The sequence below is a fragment of the Psychrobacillus sp. FSL K6-1267 genome (assembly GCF_038003265.1).
GTDB lineage: Bacteria > Bacillota > Bacilli > Bacillales_A > Planococcaceae > Psychrobacillus > Psychrobacillus faecigallinarum.
The window spans coordinates 1,053,840-1,073,040 of record NZ_JBBOOR010000001.1 but is presented as its reverse complement, the minus strand read 5'-3'; the positions used below and the strand labels follow the sequence as shown (position 1 = coordinate 1,073,040).

The window sequence follows — 19,201 nt, the reverse complement described above, 5'->3', positions numbered from 1 at the left end:
TTCTTTTGGTAGGTTAATATTTTTCAATTGTAACGCCTTGATAGTAATGCTTCAATATCCGATCGTATGTCCAACCAGCTTCTGCACGTGACTTCGCTCCATACTGACTCATACCGATTCGGTGTCCGTAGCCTTTACCGTTCACTGTAACTGACTGAATGCCTGTTTGAACAGTATCTGTGTTTACGACGCCACTACTTGTTTGAATGCTTACTGAGCCATCCGGTATAGATACGACACCGTTAGCAGTTTGAACAGAAACACCATTTAACGAATCTATCGGAGTTGTTCCATTTACCTGCTGCACTGTAATGTCATTTACACCGCCTGTTGGCTTGGTGAATGAAATATCAAACCAGTTCGATTTTAAAGATTTGTTGCCTGCATCTAAGAAAACGTTTCTCATTACTGTTTCGTTACCTGTGATAGTTTTCTCTCCAGAGTTTGTGACAGCTGTTACTGCTGTTACCTCTCCATTTGCTCCGCCCTTTGTTAGCTTAACATCTAGCAACTGATCAGATGTGCTAAAACCAAACTTCTTCAAAATATTAGTTGCTGAAATTTGAACAGACCAGTTTTTGTAAGGGGATTGCTCAATTGAATCATCTACTGAAACAAATTGTGGCACCTGTGTTGAATTCCAAACATCACTAATATTTGCCGTTCTACCTCCACTAGTGGAATAATAGTATGCCTGTACAAGCTTACCATTATATTTAACTACTAAATCCTTCGTAGCATCTACAGCTGCATTTGAGTTTTTGTGCTCAGATGTATAGCCTTTGTACATCTGGTCCTTAGTAGTACTACTTAAGATTCCCGCTTTGCTCAAAGTGTAACTGCGTGCTGCTACTGTTTGAGCTTTTAACGCTTCAATATGCCAAGAAGCAGGCGACTCATTAGGAATAACGCCTTTTAAATAATTTTCTAAGTCTAGTCTGTTAACAATTTGTACGTTAGTTGCTGATTTTACTACATTGAAGCTACCTCGATACTGTGTTCCAGTTGGTGTTTTACCAAGTGGTTGAGATACAACAGATTCTACGGTTGCATTTGTTGCTGGAACCCAAGAGGAGGCACCTTGTTCATCGGTTATAGAATACCAAAGCTCTCCCTTTACATTCGTGAACTCAGCTACATATTTTGCACCTTGGAATGGCTTATAGGACTTAACAACTGCATAATCTGCGGTTGCACCCTTTCTTCCATCTACCGGAGCATTAAAAACAACTATTTTTTCATTTCCTGTAAGAGCATGTAACGCATATCCTTGGGAAGAATACATTGCTGCTCCCTTTTGATAAATGGAAACCTCACCATTTACCTGTGAAAATGTTATAGGTGTATTAGGTAAAGCAAAAAACATTTCTTTTGTTGTAAGATTTTCTAATTTATATATACCATTTAGGTTCAAGGAGGATGTAAAGGTGTTGTGTACCTCAACTTGTATTTGCTTCGAATAAGTCTCTTGATTATATGCAAATGCTGTATTAGCACAAGCACAGCTTAAAGAAATTGCCGCTAATACTGCTATAAATTTTTTATTCAATTATCTCACCTCAGTTAGCGTACTTAGCACCCAACCTTTGTTTCCTTTTGGGGATTGAACATTATACCATGTTTCACCTTTTGCATTTTTAAAGGAGCTTATGTATTTTAAAGAAGTTCCTTTAGCTACTAGCTCGATTGAAGCATAGCTAGTTGTAGCACCTTTGCGTATATTAAGTGCTTCTTTTGCTACAACGGAACTTGGTGTTGCAGTGCTAGGTTTTGTTGTTGTAACATCCTCTGAATGAACCCAACCTTTTACAGTTGAAGATATTTCTACACGGTACCATAAATTAGTGCCTGAACCATGCTTGTCAATTACGTTTAATGATTTGTTTGCTGTAAATGTTGCAAGCACCTTGTAATTACGAGTTGCTCCACTATGTACCTTCACATTATTAGCATTTGTATACACAACTGATGGTAAATCCGTAGAGTTATCAGGTGGAGTAGGTGTTGTAGTAGGAGGAGTTATAACTGTTCCACCCTCTGCAACTGCTTTTTGTAGCTGCTTAATCAAAGCATCCTGTTCTTTTATTTGTTTTTCTAGAGTAGATACTCTTGTAGTTAAAGGGTTCAATTGTGATTGTACCCAGTCAACGGAAGCTAATAGTAGATTAGAATTTGCTTTTGTAGTCGCTGGTGTATTAATTGCAATTAGAAAGCTTAAACCTAATACGATACCAACCGTTGCTAGAATTTTCTTTTTCATTTTGTTTACCTTCCTCGCTCTTATTATTTTATCGCTAGAAATAACACAACATTTGGACATATCGACAAATATTTTTGTTATAAAAAAGCGGCAGCGCCTATGTGCCCCGAAAAGCAAATGGAGAATAAGCAAAGAGGCAGCTAACAAGCCACCACAGTATTTTCCCATTTTCCTCGAGAGACAAGGCGCTGGAGCTAAACTAACTATTTGAAAAAAATCTGTCAAAAAAACTCCCGATATGCCCTCCTAGGAGTTATTCCTAGGAGATTTATCGGTTACTTTTTCCTAATCTTAAATTTTTACTGTTTAAAGAACTCTTCCATTCCTTTACGAATTCCAACTGCTGCTTTTTTACGGAATGCATCTGAAGCTAATAATGCCTCTTCAGAAGGATTTGAAATGAATGCCAACTCTACTAATACTGATGGAATTTCATTCATACGGTTTACATAGAATGTTTGCTGTTTCACGCCACGATTGTATGTTCCAACCGCTTTGACAAGGTTCGCTTGGACACTCTTTGCAAGGGTAAAGCTCTTAGGACCATTAAAGCTTACAGACGAATTGTAGTAAGTAGTAGTCCCTTTAGATGTAGAAGAGAATGAATCTGCATGGATACTGATAAATGCATCATAATCAGAAGCATTAGAAATATCTGTTCTGTCCTTTAGCTCTAAAAATACATCTGTGCTTCGCGTTAAGGTTACAATAGCACCTGCTGCTTCAAGCTCAGCCTTTAGAAACTTAGCTGTTCCAAGGTTTACATCCTTCTCCTTTGTACCTTTAGATCCTACTGCGCCAGGATCCTTCGCACCATGCCCAGCATCAATAATTATTTTCTTACCTGCCAATCCTTTAGGCACGACTTTAATCGTTAACTCTTTATCGTAATCTCTTATTGTGTACGTATAATTTGGATCAAATGTCACAGTCAATACTGATGTTCCACCGGATACTTTTTCAACCTTCATGCTTTTTACTCCCGTTAAGCCTGAGGCAATCTCGCTAATATTCGATAGATTACCATTAACTTTTAATACATTTGCTGAAGGCATTGTGTAAGTAATATTAAACTTTGAAGGCTTCGTCCAAACTAAATAATTTTGCCCATTGCGTACTTCTGCTCTTCCATTGATAAGTGAGATTGGAGACGCATCGCCTACTAGAGAAGCTTGAATCCATCCGCGTTTTCCACTTTGTGTTTCAACGTTTAACCAGCTGTTTAATGAACGTAAAATTCTTAGTGGCGAGCTAGCAGAAATAGATTCTATCTTTTTAGAGGTAGCACTTGCACTGCTGTAAACAGTGGACGCCTTTGTAGCATACTTAGTCGGTATACTTTCACTTACCTCAAAATCTGGAACCCAACCTACAACAGAGCCTGCTTTAATGTTTAACCACTTCGTCCCGTCCGTACCAGTTACTTTATTTAACACAGTGAATGTTGTATTTCTCGGTAACCCCTGTAATACTGCTGAGTTAAACTTACTATCTGCATAAATTAAAGCATTATATCGTTGAATAGTGCCAGTTTCCCCATTGCCTGGATTCACATCGCCACCAACGGTTACTACTGATTGATGTAGCCATGCTTCTCCGCTTGTTGTACCTACTTTATACCATTTTTCATTGTTTGCATCTAATGCATAATGGGTAGAGATAAATGAATCGTTTAATCGAGATTGAGTTACAACATCGTAGGAAGTACCAGGGCCTGAACGCATATTAGCGACAGAAACGGAGACTACTAGATTTGTATTCTGTTCAATAGCTTGTCCAATATCAGGTGTTTCAGTTGGTGGTGTTTCTGGTGAAGTAGATACACTATCAAATGCTTCTCCAGATATCCATCCTTTCTTGCCTGTAGCATAGGTCACTTGATACCACTTTTCTTTTGCGGCATTTGTAAATTCCTGATGGATAGTTAATTTCGTTCCTACTTTAATCGTAGCTACGACCTTATAGCTTTTTGTAGCTCCTGAATGTACTGTAGATGCTTTTACAACTGTCTTCGAATCAACTGTAGCTTGTTCAAAAGCTGTAGCTTGAATCCAGCCTTTTTTACCTGTTGCATAGGTTACCTGCATCCATTTTTCTTTAGCAGCATTCGTAAACTCTTGGTGAACAGTCAAAGTTGTTCCTGCCTTCACTGTAGCTACTGCTGCATAACTTGTGGTTGCTCCTTTATGTACAGTAGATTGTTTAACTACCTTCATAGAAGTCGCAGTATCTCCATTCGTAGCATTTAAAAGAAATAGCTCCGAAAGTACCCACCCTTTTTTGCCTTTATACTCAACATTAAACCAAACTTCATTTTGAGCATTAGTAAAGCTGCTTAATATTTTTAGTGAAGTTCCAGCAGGAATTGTCTCTATTAACTTATATGAAGTAGTTGCGCCACTTCTCAAATTTGTTGCAGACTTTCCTATTTTCTGTGTCGAACCGACATAAGAGTTGCCATTTATAGTCGAATTTCCACCAACAGCATTGGAAACCTCTTTTACATAATTACTAATCACCCAGCCAGTCGTTGAATCAAAGTTCACTTTATACCATAATTCACCGCTAGCGTTTGTAAAGCGGTCAATTATAGTAACTAGCTGTCCATTTTGGACCTTTCCAACACTGCTATAGCTAGTTGTAGCTCCTTTTCTAATATTGACATTGTTAGATGTTATCATTGCCTTACCTGATAACTGAGCAGAAGTGATCGCTGAATTAGTAGCAGCACTTGTGTGAAGTGTATCACTCGTTAGAAGATTAATGGGCAAAAGGACAGAAGTTGCTAAAACAGATGATGCGATTACTTTTTTCATTTGTTCCTCCTTGAAACGTGTGTTTTCTACATTTTAATGCACATTTTACCATAAAACAATCCAACAAATGGATTAATAGGTGTTTAATTATCGGTTAAAATAGCAAAAAGAGTAAAAGGAACAGTCCAAATGACTGTTCCTTTTACTCTCCTATTGTTAAATCTGTAATTTTAGTTGATTGATTCAATTCTGTTTTAGCATTTTGTCCAAAGTCATCTAAGTTAAGTTTCAATTGCTCACTGATCTCATCTAAAGCTTCTTCCTCAGGAATGAAATAGTAAACTCCATTACGTGTGTCATCGTAACCCTTTAATTGGAGTTGTTCAAATGGAGTAGATTTTAACTTTTGATATGTTTTGATCAATCCAAAATATTCAGATGATGGTATGTTCGTTTTGACATTGTTACCAATATCCTCGATCATGTTATCTATCTTAGTTATGTTTGATAAGCTCGTGCCTTTATCAATTATTTCTTGAATAATTTGCTTTTGTCGTTTATTGCGTCCTAAATCGCCCTCTGGATCACTCTTTCTCATACGAACATAAGCAAGAGCTTCGTTACCGTTAAGATCCATTGTACCTTGTGTATACGTCTTCCATTTTAAACTGCCTGTTAGCTGTGCTTTAAACGTAAATGGCACATCTACTTCAATTCCACCAACAGTATCTACGATGTCCTCGAAGCCTTGAAAGTCTGTTGAAACATAGTAATCTATTGGGATATCTAATAATTCTTCTATCGTATTAATAGTATAATTTATACCACCGTTTGCATACGAGTGATTAATCTTATCGTTATATCCTAAATCAGGAATATAAACTCTAGTATCACGTGGGATGCTAACCATAGATACTTTATTTGTCTTTGGATTTACTGTTGCGACAATAAGAACATCGGAACGACCATATTTTGCTTTTTCTTGATTTTCAATACCGGCTAACAAAATGGTAAAAGCAGAATCCTCCGCCTTAGCTTTGTCATATTTGTCTATTGCCTCGTTCTCTGTTTTTTCCTCACGCTCTAGTGGCTCATAAATTTTATTTACAGCATTTTTGGTTTGAAACGACAAATTAGTTGCAAAGACGATAACTCCAGACAATAACACCATCGCAACGATAAGTATTGTATATAAAATTTTTCTTCTCGTCTTCGTTTTCCTGTTCTTTTGACGTGAAGTAGTCATATTAGTTCCCTACTTTACTTTTAAATTTTATCTAATTTATTATACATAATTTAATGGATGGTGTATATTGCAAAGAAAATTACTTTTGTGTAATATTTTGTAGTAATTCTTTTACGATGGTAGTCCAACTAAATTCTCCCATTGCTAGCTGTCTTCCATTTTCTTTCATGGCATTTCTATCATTTACCTGCATTTCCACAAATTCAAACATTTTTTCAGAAATTGAGTCAACATTTTCTGGTTGTGCTACTAAACCTATGTTATTTTGAGTAATGATATTCGCACTTTCTCCTTTTCCACAGTAAAGCACAGGAACTGCTGATGAAGCAGCCGGAAAAATTTTAGAAGGTCGAGCTCCCTCAAATAATTGTATATCACGAAGTGGAACAATACTTACATCACTCACTGAAAATAGTTTAGGCATTTCTTTTAAAGGTAGATGCCCTAAAAATGTTGTATTTTGCAAGCCAAGCTCTTCTTTGAGCTTATGTAGCTTTTCTTCTTCAGGACCCGCTCCTGCAATTAAGAAATGTGCATGAGGAACTGTTTCTTGCATCTGTTTAGCAGCGTATAGAATGTACTCTAAGCCTTGCGCATAACCTAGATTCCCTCCATATGAAAAAACAAATTTTTCATGGAGATTGTATTTTTCTAAGAATTCTACATTTTTTTCCTGTGGATAAAAGAAATTTGTATTTACACCATTCGGTAATACAAATACTTTTTCCTCCGGCTGGGAATGGTTAATAATATATGATTTAATGCCATCTGTGGCAGTTGCAATTTTCCATGAATGCTTATATAGAAACGACTCTAATATCTCAGCTAGCTTGATGAACATTTTGTTTTTCACAAGTCCTAGCTTTACTGCAGATTCAGGCCATACATCAGCTACATTAAAAACAAATTTTGCTCCTTTAAGTTTAGCGCCAATTAGACCTGTTAACCCTAAAAAGATCGGGGGAGAATTGACGATAATCACATCTACCTTCCCTGTTTTCATCAATCCATAGAAGGAGCTAAAGGTGAATGAGAAATAGGAGACTAAACGCTTCCAAAAGGTACCCTTTTTAGAAGGATAAATCCATGTGCGATGAACGGGAATGTCATCCCACATTTCAAATTCATATTTTTTCCCCTTGTACTCATCCGGTATAATCCCATGAGGATGATGTGGGAATGCAGTCACGACTTGAATATCATGTCCTTGAGCAAGTAATTCTTTACTTACCTCATAAACACGGATTTGGGGTGCACCAGTTTCAGGTGGGAAATGTTGACATAAATATACAATACGCATAGCTATCACCGTTAATCTTTCAATTTATTCTTCAAATAAGCAAGTAACGGTTCTCTTAAATCGTCACGCTTTAATGCAAAGTCAAATGTTGCTTGTAAAAATCCAAACTTGTCCCCAACGTCATAGCGTTTTCCTTCAAACATATAGGAGTAAATTGATTCTTTCTTAACCAAAGAATCAATAGCATCCGTTAACTGGATTTCTCCCTTAGCGTCCGGTGCTACTTTTTCTAATTCCTCAAAAATTCCTGGGGTTAAAATATATCGCCCAACAATAGCTTGGTTTGATGGTGCCTCTTGAGCAGACGGCTTTTCCACTAATCGCTTTACCGAAAACAAACCATTTTCAGCAGCACTGTAATCCACGATTCCATATTTATGTACATCTTCTGTAGGTACTTCATTTACTCCTAAGATACTGCTATGTACTTCCTCATATTTTGAAATCATTTGCTGCAATGCTGGAACCTCAGCATCGATAATGTCATCCGGAAGTAACACTGCAAATGGCTCGTTACCGATGAATTTTTTCGTACATAATATAGCATGCCCAAGTCCAAGAGGTTCTTTCTGTCTCATATAATGGATATCAACTAGATTAGAGATATTTTCTACCTGCTCTAACAGCTCTAGTTTTCCTGTATTTTTTAGTAAAAGCTCTAATTCAATGGATTTGTCAAAATGATCTTCCATTGATTTTTTGTTTCGTCCAGTGACGATGATAATATCTTCAATTCCTGAAGCAATTGCTTCCTCGATGATATATTGAAGGTTGGGCTTATCAACTATTGGAAGCATTTCCTTAGGCAATGCTTTTGTTGCAGGAAGAAATCTTGTTCCAAAGCCTGCTGCAGGGATAACTGCTTTCTTAATCATATAATCACCTTTTCTTCTTGAGAGCGTAAGAAGTAACCTTTATCGCTCTAAATTATATTTTTCATACAATGTCAGCATATAATTTGCGTTATCTATCCAGCTGTAATGATTCTTAACATGAGCGACACCAGCTTCACCCATTTTCATTCTCATCTCATTATTTCTAGCTAGCTTTTTAAAAGCAGCTGCGAGTTGGTCTGGACTTTCCTTGTCTGTGACAATGCCAGTAACATCCTTAACTACAACCTCGGGTAACCCACCAACATTTGAAACGACGACGGGAACGCCACATGCCATTGCTTCAACTGCTGCAACTCCAAAGCTTTCACTGTCTTCTGTAGAAGGTACAGCAAAGATGGACATCTTGCGAATTATATTCGGAACTTCTGTGTTAGGAACCTTCCCCGTGAAAGTCGTCACATCAGAAATTCCTAAATCAGTTGCGAGTTGTTCATATTCTTTTCTTTGAGGACCATCACCAGTGATAAGCAATTCTGAGTTAGGATATTCTTTATTAAATAAGGCAAAGCCCTTTACTAAGTCTGCAATCCCATACTTGTCCTCTAATGCTTTCACCGTTCCAACAATAATTTTATCTGTAAACTCAGTATCCTCTTGAGCAGGGTGGAATATCCCTAAATCAACTCCAAACGGTGTAACATAAACCGGACGATCTGTATAAAGATTAGTTTCTTTTGCCATAATATGGCTTGTAGAACATATGGCAGTTGCCTTACTTAAAGTAAATCTTACTAGCTTTTCATTTAACTTATTTTTCTTAGGAAAATCAAATATATCTTTACCCCATACAGAAACAAAATGTACTTTATAATCGACTATTGCTCCTAATAAACCATAACTTGAGATGAAATGAGAGTGCAGAATATCTGGATTCCATTCCTTAAGAAGCTTCTTTAAAGCAGGTGCTGCGGCAATATAAGAAGCCTTACCTGGTAAAACCTTTGGCAATATTTCTGTTGGCACCTGTTTTGCATTGTTCTCTGAATAGTGATCCTTAAATGTATAAACTTTCACATCAATACCTTTAGACTGATAAAATAAAGCCCACTTATGAGTATGAATTGACTTACTTGGAGCTAATACTGCTATTTTCATTTTTTACCTCCTAGAAGTGCTTGTGCAGCTTGTTCAGCACGTGTATTCCATGCATGCTGCTGTAAAAAGCTTTGTTGAATATTTTTCTTAAACTGCAAATAGTCTGGTTGTATAGCCTGCATACCTTCTACTAATCCCTCTGCGCTGTCCTCTGTGATAACACCGTAGGGACCCGATTGGATAAAATCCTCCTGAGCGGAGCAATTTGTAGCTACAATTGGCAAGCCTGCAGTTAAATACTCTACTAATTTGATTGGGACAGCAAAATCATTATATGTAGATCTTTTACGTGGGATAAAAGCAAAATCAACCTGCTCATACAATGCTTGAAGCTCTGTTCCACTCACATGCTTTAACTCAATATATGCTTTGTTTAGCTTTTCTTTTTCCTCTTTGCTTAGCTGCGTGTATTCTTCTTCTCGACAGACAATTACCAATTCACCATTAGTCTGCGTTTCATTTAATATTGCATACGCTTCTACTAAAGTTGGCAAACCATAATCCTCACTGTTTATACCACCCACATAGATACCCTTAAATGGTGATTGAATATTTTGATCATTAGTAGTTATATCAGTGAAGCGTCCTCCCGGGGGAAGTGCCATTTTAGCTGTATCAATATTAACAAATTTACCCATAGCGTCACTAGGCAAAAATAAAGTGTGCACATACTTTTTATAAAACTTTTCTTCCATCTTATAAATGGTCTTCATAACAGTCTTTTTAATACCCTTTAACTTATAAAGCTCGTCAAACTTCCAATATACATCTCTATAAAAAACACCAATAGGTACATGAAGTCTCTTCAATGTCTTAAACACATCATGATCGATAATCCAATCCTTCGGAATATGTCCAGGATCTGTAAGCCATAAGGGAATCGTCTGATTTTCAGAGTAGCAAAACAATGTTTGCTCTTGCTTTTTCTCGGCTATCATCTTGTTCCAAAGCTGTCTTCTTTCGGTACTTGTGCCGGAGATGACAATTACTTCTACGTTATTTTTCTGAGCATAATTTTCAAATGCTTTAATCATTTCAATGGGACGAATTGCAGAACCACTTTTAGGATTAGTAGCAAGAGTAAAAGGATAGTAAATTAAAATATTCTTCATTGTGTTACTCCTTTTTTTCGTACTTTGCTTAATAGGAATTTCCAAATAACATGGAAATACTGCTCCAGAATAAACAAACCTCCTAATACAACGGTCATAATAATCCAAATAGGATTAAAGAAAAAGTCTGCAACTCCCCCTACAAGCGTTCTAGGAATATTAATCGTAAAGTAAACAAATAATGCAATGACAACTGGTGTTTTCGGTAAACGTAAAAAGATAATATATAACACCTGAATGACAGTAGCGATATAAATGATAGCTACAATAACTCCAAGATATCCATATGATGCAAAGGCTTCACCAAGGAAAATAGTGTTAAGTACTCCACCCGTACCTTTATCTATATTTTCCGGAAACACATTTTCCATTACCATTCGTGCCGAGCGCACTTGCTCAATATCAAAAATACCAGCGATAAAAGATGGTAATCCCTTCGCCTCTAATGGGCTCAAGGAATGAGAGAAAGTATCCAGATGTAAAAAGAAAGGAGAAATTTGTGCTAACAATATTCGTCCAATTGGTCCGGAATTATAAGCCAAAAAGCTTTCTAGCTCAGTTACCCCTTGTATAGCTACATACATAACAATCAATAATGCGCTACCTGCTATAATATAACCGCTTATTCTCTTCCAATTTAGCTTGAGCTTTTGAGTATATACACCCGCCAACAATAACATGATTAGATAGAAGAATATTGGAGATTTCGCTAAATCATAAGTAGAAATCAATATACTAGATATAAACAATGTGAAAAAAACTACTTTCCAGTATAGAGCTCTCGACTTAGTCATATATACAAATGCAACAATTGAGAGCACTGGTGTTAATGCAATTCCAAAGATGTTTCGGATATATACATCAATTCCACTAAAGCCTCTGCTAGCATCAATCCGAAGCTTTGCAAGCTCTGATGTGTTCCCCTTTAATAGTTCTAACAACGGAACGTTCGCCGTCTTCAATAAGGTATAAGCGACTGCTAAAACAGAAATAGCGGATAAAGCCCCAAATGCCAATCTAAAAATACGCTTATTTTTATCTACACTTGTACGAACGGGTTCTTGTAGATACTTGTTGAATTCTAGTTCCGCATTAAAGCCTAAAATTCTACCTACAACTAACTGAGTTAGTGGGAATAAAATCATTAATAGGGTCAATAAAATAAAACCTATGATTCGATATTCCTCATGGTCCATTCTTTTGATCATATAGTAATCATCTATTCCTAAAGCTATTAATAATCCGCCAATATAACTGGAGATAAGGAAAGAATAATAATAAACGATAGAAATCATGTTTGGCTTTACAAGAGAAAGGCTTCCAGAAACCTTTTTGAAAAGGTATGTGGAAGCCACCACAGTAAAGAGCCATATGCTAAATATTAACAATGCTCACACCTACTTTATTTACTTGAATATTCCTTTAGTAAAGCTAACACTTTTTCCGATGTTTTTCCATCACCAAAAACAGGAGTATAAGAAGGAGTTACTTCTTTTTTAACCGCTTCAACGATTTTGTTTGTATCAGTTCCAGTTAAAATGTTGGCATCCTCAATTAATGTCTCTACCCACTCTGTTTGATCACGAACTGTCACACAAGGGACCTCTGCAAAATAGGCTTCCTTCTGAACGCCACCGGAGTCAGTTACGATTTTCTTTGCATTTGTTTCTAAAGAAAGCATATCTAGGTATCCAACTGGGTCAATTACTTTTAAATTAGGAATTTCGTTTAATTGGAATCCATAATCCTCTAACTTTTTCTTAGTGCGTGGATGTATTGGCCAAACCTTTTTCTCAGGTATTTGAGTAAACGCATCTAAAATGGCTTTCATACGCTCTACATCATCCGTATTTTCAGCACGATGTATCGTTATTAATAAATAGTCTTTCGGAGTAAGCTCTTCATTTTTTAAAATAGTAGAAGAAGACTGTGCCAATGTTTTATTGTACAGCACTGCATCATACATAACGTCACCAATATTATAAACACCAGCAGTAATATTTTCGTTAGTTAAATTTTGGATAGCAGTGTCTGTTGGACATAGTAACAAAGTCGATACATGATCCGTTAAAATACGGTTAACCTCTTCTGGCATTCTCATGTTAAAGCTGCGTAAACCTGCTTCGATATGCACAATTGGAATATGCAATTTAGCAGCGGCAAGCGCCCCAGCTAAAGTTGAATTAGTGTCGCCATATACTAGCAAGAAATCTGGATTTTCCTTTAAAATAATTTCCTCAATTTTTGCTAACATTTCACCGGTTTGTTTGCCGTGATTCCCAGAACCAATTCCTAAGTGATAATCTGGCTTTGGAATATTTAACTCCTCGAAGAAAATATCAGACATATTGGCATCATAATGTTGTCCAGTATGTACAATAAGCTCCGTTACCTCTTCACGAATAACGCGTGAAATAGCGGCGGCTTTAATAAACTGAGGTCTTGCTCCTAATATCGTTAGAACTTTCATTTTGTAATCTCCTTCATCATTTGAATCATATCTTTTACGATAAACGAATTTATATTATACGGATGCTCATACTTCTGCCCATTTCGTTTAAATGTCAGAGATTGAACATATTGCTTGTAGGTTGGATAGATCCCATACCATTCCATCGGCTCATCAAAATATTTGCGATATAGATTTTTCTTTCTATATATTTTGCGCAACATAGGGTAGAGAATTCCATATTTATTTTTAAGAGAATTTTCAGGTCCGGGTTTTTGTGGCAATGGATAATATTCTGGATACATTTGATGCAATGTATAATCATATAAATACTTTTTATACTTTAAATTCGCTGGTATTTTACTAAAGAAGTGAATCAAACGGTCATCCCATAATGGAATGGACCATCCTTGTCCAAAATACTCATATACCCGAACAGAATTAATGATAAATTTTGCTTGTCTTTCACGCCAGTTCCATTCGTCTATTAATGAAGTAACTCGTTCATTGGTATAATTCGAATGTGCTTCAATATCTTGATACAACCCTTTTCCAATAGCCGTTTCTGCGTAACTATCTTTCCCAGAAAGCTCCCACAAACGGAAATGTTTGTTCATGATAAAGGTTTGAATTTCACTCTTTTCAAATTGCTTATCTACAATGGATTCATAGGGCAAATGACCGCCAGCTAGATAATCTAATGAATGACCTGGTAAAAATACAGCATCCTGTAAGCCTTCTTGCTCAACAAGTAACTTGGTACTTGGAAAGTCTTGCAAGTGTGCTACTGAAACACCATTGCTAGAATACACTACATAGTCCTTCCATTCCTCAGACTTGTACATATCTTCCCACATCTTTTTGTCGTAGGCAAAATACTTCCACTTTAAACCAAGTTTGTCGGCAATCTGCTTACTTACAGTGGATTCTCCATTTCCTGGCCTACCGTATGTAAAGGCAGTAATATTATCCTTTAAACCACGTTCCACTAAGTTTAATGCTATTAACCGTGAGTCATACCCACCACTTAGCGGAATGACAATTTGACGATCCTTTAATCTATCTGCTAAATCATCAAACAAGTCATTGAAAACTTGCTTAAGCTCTTTTGCGAATACATCAATTGGCTCTGTCTCTTTTGGTAATACATATGAATAATAATAGTGTTGGAATGCTTCTTCTTTTAAAATAAGATAAGACACTGCAGGAACTTGCTTCCATTCCTCAAATAAGGTCTTGTCTCTAAAAACAAAGCCCGTAATGAGGAATTCTTCCTCTGCCTCCGAATTCATCTTCATTCCTTCATGAGGCTGTATGAAGTCTTGTACTAGCCAGTTTCCTGAGTCATCCATTGAATAGAACAGCGGAATAGAACGTTTCATATCCGTAACAAGAGTTGTGCACCCATCAGTAGTAAAGACAAGTGCATATTCTCCATTCCACTTAGCAAAGTCCTTGGAAGCTAATATTTCTTCATCAATAATGCTAGCGAAGTTTTCATGGGTGACATATTGATTTTCATAGTAGAAGTATCCTCTCAAAAAACCTTCATACCCAGCGCCTTTTATAGGATAAAAATCTTTATGCCTAAGGTTAGTTATACATTTTTTCGACATGCCTTATCCCCCATTACTTTCTTTTTACAAAATATTTATCCATGCGAACTAGTAAAACCAGGATGATAAATGCTATCCATACTCCTAGGATTAACCAGCTATTTAAATCATTTAATTGAATATATACAATTCCAAGTGTTGCAGCTATTAGCCATAATATTGTCCAAGCCATTTTAAATCCCGAAAAAGGTACATAATATAGTTTCTGACTTTTACGAAATACCATAAACAAGGCTAAACAATATGCTGCTACATATGAAATAACAGTTCCCCAAATAGTAAGGTACGGCACGAATATAAAGTTCAATACAACCGAAACAACTGCTGCAATACCAAATGCTATAGAAATATGTTTTGTCTGTTTAGAGTAAAATATCCCTGTAGAAACAATCATATAGTAAAAACTTAAAAATGTTGCAATCGATATTGGTGCCACATATTGAAATGCAATTCTAAAATTCTCCGGCATAACCAAAATAATCAGTGGCATGAAGGTCGCTAAAGCTAAAACTCCAAAGCTGCCAATTATTAAAAATGCCGCATATAATGTTGCAAATAATTGAGGGCTATCTTTTTTATCCTTTAAAGACATAGAGAATGGTCTCCAGGCTAGCTGGATCCCACTAGTCAATAATGTGATAAATGTTGCAAACTTAATAGCTGTCCCATATATACCAACATCATCTAACGTACCATATGCGCGTATAAAGAAATTATTGGCATTGGCAATTATCCAAAATGCTAAAGACGCTGGCACTAAAGGAGCTGCGTAAACTAAGATTTTCTTTAAAATTACTTTATCGAACAGTGGTTTTAAATATACTCTAGTAGGCTTTATTAAGACTACTACAATAATTGCGACACTGATTAAACGTGCTACAAGTATTCCTTCTAGAGAAGTCCATACAAACATTAAGAAAAGTATCGAAACAACTGCGATTAATAACATTTTACCTATAGTTGTAAATACCACTCTTTTAGTATGAAACTCGTATCTTAGAATGGTTAAAACAAGTGTAATGATTGTATCTAAACACAACGTACCTAAAGCAATATAGAATAGCTGTGAGTAGCCTGCCGATTCTAATATTATAGCAGCCAGCCAATCTCCACCGATTAAAAATATGGCAAAAAGTAAGATAACCATAGATAAACGGAAAGTCATAACTGAGCGAACGTACTTCTCCCGGGTTTCTTTGTCTTTATATTCAAAATAATAATAGGCAAGAGCAGAATCGGTTCCAAATATCACTAGGAAGGTAAGCATAGATACGGTAGTATCTACCATTTGAAGCACACCAATTAGGGATTCTTTTTCAAGATAATGTGCATACAAAGGAAACAATATAAAAGCGATTAGTTTAGTTCCTACGTTCATAAATGCATAAAGGAGCGAATCCGCTCCTAAACGTTTTAACTGAGAGAACACTTAGAGAAGCTCCTCCTCAGGTACATTTTTCAAGAATTTTGCTGGGAATCCCTTAATTACAGTTTTTTCTTCCGTATCCTTTGTCACAATTGCTCCAGCCGCTACGAATGTTTCTTCAGCTATTGTTATACCAGGTAGAATAATAGATGCTCCGCCCACACGAGCACCACGCTTAACAATTGCACCTTTAATCTTGTCAAATCGTGCCTCTGTTCTACCCATGAAGTTATCATTAGTAGTAGTTACACAAGGCGCAATGAATACATGATCCTCTAAAGTAGAATGTGCAGTAATGTATGAGTTAGATTGAATTTTTGTACGATCTCCGATAGTAACAAAATTTTCAACTGTTACATTGCGACCAATGATTACATAAGAACCAATTTCCACATCTTCACGTACAGTTGCTAAATCAGCGATTAATGTACTTTCTCCAACTTTAGCCCCTCTATAGACAATTGTATTTGCACCAATTGTACATTCCTTACCTAGCTCAAGCGGCGGTATCTCTTTAGTAATTTGCATTGTGCTTGTTTTAGCAGGCTTTGGCTGTTTACCAACTACTGCACCATCATCGATGGTGGTACCATCTCCAATGATGGTACCAGCGTGAATTGTAACACGATTGCCTACGCGAACATTATCGCCAATTTTTGCTCCTTCTTCTATTACAGAAAAATGTCCAACTGTCGTATTTTCGCCTATTTCGGCAGTTTCATGTATAAAATTCATTTATAATCCCGCCCTTAAAGTTTAATGTAACGATTTGGTGTTTCGATTCCTTTAAACGCGTTACGAGTGTCAAAAATAACTTTAGATTTTTGAGCAATGTTCGCATAGTCAAAACCAGTATGATCCGTAGCTAACACAACGATATCTGCTGACTCCAATAATTCGTCAGTTAACTCAACTGTTTCAATTACTTGTCCTGCTACTCTGTATGAAGTTACATGCGGATCGACCGTTTTAAATTCTGCACCTTGTTGCATTAATAACTCAACTAATTTTAGGGATGGAGATTCACGCATATCATCGATATCTTTTTTATAAGCTACGCCCAATAAAAGAACCTTAGCATTACGTAACGCTTTACCATCATCATTTAAAATTTGCATTGCACGAGTAATTACATATTCCGGCATTGAGTTGTTAATTTCACCAGCAAGCTCGATTAGTCTTGTGTGATAGTTATATTCTCTTGCTTTCCAAGTTAAGTAGAATGGATCGATTGGAATACAGTGACCGCCTAGCCCTGGCCCTGGGTAAAATGCCATGAAGCCGTATGGTTTTGTTTTAGCTGCATCAATTACTTCCCATACATCGATACCCATTTTTTCGCAAAGAATTGCCATTTCATTAGCAAGTGCAATATTGATATGACGGAATGTATTTTCAAAAATTTTCTCCATTTCAGCAATAGCTGGACTAGAAACTTTATGTACGTCTCCGTCTAAAACATTGCTGTATAGAGCCGCTGCAACTGTTGTACAGTTATCAGTTATACCACCAACTACTTTTGGAGTGTTTTTAGTATTAAAGCTTTTATTACCTGGATCGATACGTTCAGGCGAATAAGCAATAAAGATGTCTTCTCCAACTACAAACCCTTTCTCTTCAAGCGCTGTTTTAATAATTTCCTCTGTTGTACCAGGGTATGTAGTAGATTCAAGTACAACTAATGTTCCCTTTTTAGCGTATTTAGCAATTTCATGTACTGAGCTTTCTACATAAGAAGTATCAGGCTGTTGATAAATATCTAAAGGTGTTGGTACGCAAATAGCTACAGCATCAACGGAACTAATTGAACCGTAATCAGAAGAAGCTTTTAAATGACCAGACTCTACCATTTGCTTCAAATCAACATCTACTACGTCACCAATGTAGTTAATACCTTCATTTACTTGTTGTACTTTAGATTCCTGTACATCAAAGCCAATAACGTGATAACCAGCTTTAGCTTTTTCTACTGCTAGCGGTAAGCCAACATAACCTAAACCTACAACCCCAATAACAGCGGTATGATTTTCAATTTTTGCCAATAATTCTTCATAATATGTAGACATTATTTTTCTCTCCTTTTATAGGTGTTGCTCAATTATTCACTAATCTAAGATAACTCAAAATATCAATAGTAAATTATCACACCATCATATCCTAAGCAATTTATCATTTAATATTCTTCACTTTAATAACGTACAATAGCATCTCTAGGATTCATATATCAACCCACTATTTAATAATTGATGCTATTGTCACGTCTTATAAGACTGGGTTCTTTATTTAAGCTCTTTTGCTCTTTCTAGCATCTATAATATACTTCCACATAGATAAAGTAAGAATTGCTAATAAAATCCCTAATATGAATCCTGCTATTGCACCTTCTAATCCATATGTCTTTGTTTTTACAACATAAGTTTCAGCAGCAAGGCTTGGCTTTTCATAAGCAATGATGTCATTTCTAACTCTTTGCTCTGTTGCTAGTGCATTAGTTAAATCCATCTCTGCTGTGGATAACAATGTTGTGAAATTATTAATTACTGTTAGATTATCTGATTCGTTTAATACTTTTCTGTAATCCTCTATAGCAGTTTTTAGAGATTCAATACGTTCTGTTTGTATAGATGCATATTTTTCTGTTCCACCAATGACTTTATCATGTTGCTCCATTAAACCTGCGAGTAATTGATCATTAAATTGCGTTAATTCTTTTGATACTTGTTCTTCATTATCTCCAAAAGTCTCTGTTTTTATGTAACTTCTTGTAGGAACAAAAACTTCTGTCTCACCAGTAAAATGTTCTCCATATTTTGTCATAATATGGTCTGGATTAGTTAAGGCCTCTAGCTTTACCGAGCCGGTAAAGATTGTGCTTTTACCAACATACTTTCCGTCTGATGGCACTAGGAATGATGCTCCGTAACCTATTAAAGCTGCAATGATCGGTATAATAATGAACCAAATCTTTTTCCTCCAGAAAAACTCTAGAGAGTCATATAGACGATACGATTTATTTTCTGACATATCTCTTCTCCTTTAAATACA

At 36.3% G+C, this 19,201-nt stretch carries 15 protein-coding genes; all 15 read right to left on the bottom strand.

The genetic code is table 11. From position 1 onward, the window contains the following. Positions 1-13 precede the first annotated feature (13 nt). The 15 genes from MHB55_RS05250 to MHB55_RS05180 all read right to left on the bottom strand — a co-directional run bounded on the left by MHB55_RS05250 (position 14) and on the right by MHB55_RS05180 (position 19,180). Positions 14-1,549 (bottom strand): SpoIID/LytB domain-containing protein, encoded by a 1,536-nt coding sequence (locus MHB55_RS05250; RefSeq protein WP_144537543.1) that lies wholly within the window; start codon positions 1,547-1,549, stop codon positions 14-16. After that, the gene (locus MHB55_RS05245; RefSeq protein ID WP_144537541.1) at positions 1,550-2,260 is read right to left on the bottom strand and encodes an SH3 domain-containing protein; all 711 of its coding nucleotides are present in this window, start codon (positions 2,258-2,260) and stop codon (positions 1,550-1,552) included. Positions 2,261-2,559: 299 nt separating this feature from the next. Continuing rightward, positions 2,560-5,076 carry an SH3 domain-containing protein gene (locus MHB55_RS05240; protein ID WP_340862758.1) on the bottom strand — a complete coding sequence of 839 codons (2,517 nt, stop codon included), beginning with the start codon at positions 5,074-5,076 and terminating at the stop codon, positions 2,560-2,562. 142 nt (positions 5,077-5,218) lie between these two features. Beyond that, the gene (locus MHB55_RS05235) at positions 5,219-6,262 is read right to left on the bottom strand and encodes an LCP family glycopolymer transferase (RefSeq protein WP_144537537.1); all 1,044 of its coding nucleotides are present in this window, start codon (positions 6,260-6,262) and stop codon (positions 5,219-5,221) included. A 79-nt stretch (positions 6,263-6,341) separates the two neighbouring features. Further along, on the bottom strand, positions 6,342-7,562 hold the full coding sequence (locus MHB55_RS05230) for a glycosyltransferase family 4 protein (RefSeq protein ID WP_144538234.1): 1,221 nt from the start codon (positions 7,560-7,562) through the stop codon (positions 6,342-6,344). Positions 7,563-7,573: 11 nt separating this feature from the next. Next, complete coding sequence (galU, locus tag MHB55_RS05225) at positions 7,574-8,437, bottom strand: UTP--glucose-1-phosphate uridylyltransferase GalU (RefSeq protein ID WP_144537535.1); 864 nt, start codon at positions 8,435-8,437, stop codon at positions 7,574-7,576. Positions 8,438-8,476: 39 nt separating this feature from the next. Continuing rightward, on the bottom strand, positions 8,477-9,553 hold the full coding sequence (locus tag MHB55_RS05220; protein ID WP_144537533.1) for a glycosyltransferase: 1,077 nt from the start codon (positions 9,551-9,553) through the stop codon (positions 8,477-8,479). Beyond that, a complete protein-coding gene (locus MHB55_RS05215) occupies positions 9,550-10,665 on the bottom strand; it encodes a glycosyltransferase (RefSeq protein WP_340862757.1) in 1,116 nt (371 codons plus the stop codon). Before MHB55_RS05215 ends, MHB55_RS05220 begins: the two co-directional genes overlap by 4 nt. After that, positions 10,662-12,053 carry an oligosaccharide repeat unit polymerase gene (locus MHB55_RS05210; protein ID WP_340862756.1) on the bottom strand — a complete coding sequence of 464 codons (1,392 nt, stop codon included), beginning with the start codon at positions 12,051-12,053 and terminating at the stop codon, positions 10,662-10,664. Before MHB55_RS05210 ends, MHB55_RS05215 begins: the two co-directional genes overlap by 4 nt. Before the next feature lie 14 nt (positions 12,054-12,067). Continuing rightward, the gene (gene wecB, locus MHB55_RS05205; protein WP_340862755.1) at positions 12,068-13,135 is read right to left on the bottom strand and encodes a non-hydrolyzing UDP-N-acetylglucosamine 2-epimerase; all 1,068 of its coding nucleotides are present in this window, start codon (positions 13,133-13,135) and stop codon (positions 12,068-12,070) included. Next, positions 13,132-14,730, bottom strand: a complete 1,599-nt coding sequence (locus tag MHB55_RS05200; RefSeq protein WP_144537525.1) for an asparagine synthase C-terminal domain-containing protein — start codon at positions 14,728-14,730, stop codon at positions 13,132-13,134. The genes wecB and MHB55_RS05200 overlap by 4 nt, the downstream gene beginning before the upstream one ends. A 13-nt stretch (positions 14,731-14,743) precedes the next feature. Beyond that, positions 14,744-16,159 (bottom strand): oligosaccharide flippase family protein, encoded by a 1,416-nt coding sequence (locus tag MHB55_RS05195; protein ID WP_144537523.1) that lies wholly within the window; start codon positions 16,157-16,159, stop codon positions 14,744-14,746. Beyond that, positions 16,160-16,891, bottom strand: a complete 732-nt coding sequence (locus tag MHB55_RS05190; protein ID WP_144537521.1) for an acyltransferase — start codon at positions 16,889-16,891, stop codon at positions 16,160-16,162. A 14-nt stretch (positions 16,892-16,905) separates the two neighbouring features. After that, positions 16,906-18,222, bottom strand: coding sequence for a nucleotide sugar dehydrogenase (locus tag MHB55_RS05185; RefSeq protein ID WP_144537519.1), 1,317 nt, complete (start codon positions 18,220-18,222; stop codon positions 16,906-16,908). A 217-nt stretch (positions 18,223-18,439) separates the two neighbouring features. Then, positions 18,440-19,180 (bottom strand): hypothetical protein, encoded by a 741-nt coding sequence (locus MHB55_RS05180; protein ID WP_340862753.1) that lies wholly within the window; start codon positions 19,178-19,180, stop codon positions 18,440-18,442. Between the last annotated feature and the right edge of the window lie 21 nt (positions 19,181-19,201).

Bases quoted from the DNA above. Each gene is read 5' to 3' on its own strand.
- MHB55_RS05245 (WP_144537541.1), bottom strand. From the start codon at position 2,260: ATGAAAAAGAAAATTCTAGCAACGGTTGGTATCGTATTAGGTTTAAGC.
- MHB55_RS05240 (WP_340862758.1), bottom strand. From the start codon at position 5,076: ATGAAAAAAGTAATCGCATCATCTGTTTTAGCAACTTCTGTCCTTTTG.
- MHB55_RS05235 (WP_144537537.1), bottom strand. From the start codon at position 6,262: ATGACTACTTCACGTCAAAAGAACAGGAAAACGAAGACGAGAAGAAAA.
- MHB55_RS05230 (WP_144538234.1), bottom strand. From the start codon at position 7,562: ATGCGTATTGTATATTTATGTCAACATTTCCCACCTGAAACTGGTGCA.
- galU (WP_144537535.1), bottom strand. From the start codon at position 8,437: ATGATTAAGAAAGCAGTTATCCCTGCAGCAGGCTTTGGAACAAGATTT.
- MHB55_RS05220 (WP_144537533.1), bottom strand. From the start codon at position 9,553: ATGAAAATAGCAGTATTAGCTCCAAGTAAGTCAATTCATACTCATAAG.
- MHB55_RS05215 (WP_340862757.1), bottom strand. From the start codon at position 10,665: ATGAAGAATATTTTAATTTACTATCCTTTTACTCTTGCTACTAATCCT.
- wecB (WP_340862755.1), bottom strand. From the start codon at position 13,135: ATGAAAGTTCTAACGATATTAGGAGCAAGACCTCAGTTTATTAAAGCC.
- MHB55_RS05200 (WP_144537525.1), bottom strand. From the start codon at position 14,730: ATGTCGAAAAAATGTATAACTAACCTTAGGCATAAAGATTTTTATCCT.
- MHB55_RS05190 (WP_144537521.1), bottom strand. From the start codon at position 16,891: ATGAATTTTATACATGAAACTGCCGAAATAGGCGAAAATACGACAGTT.
- MHB55_RS05185 (WP_144537519.1), bottom strand. From the start codon at position 18,222: ATGTCTACATATTATGAAGAATTATTGGCAAAAATTGAAAATCATACC.
- MHB55_RS05180 (WP_340862753.1), bottom strand. From the start codon at position 19,180: ATGTCAGAAAATAAATCGTATCGTCTATATGACTCTCTAGAGTTTTTC.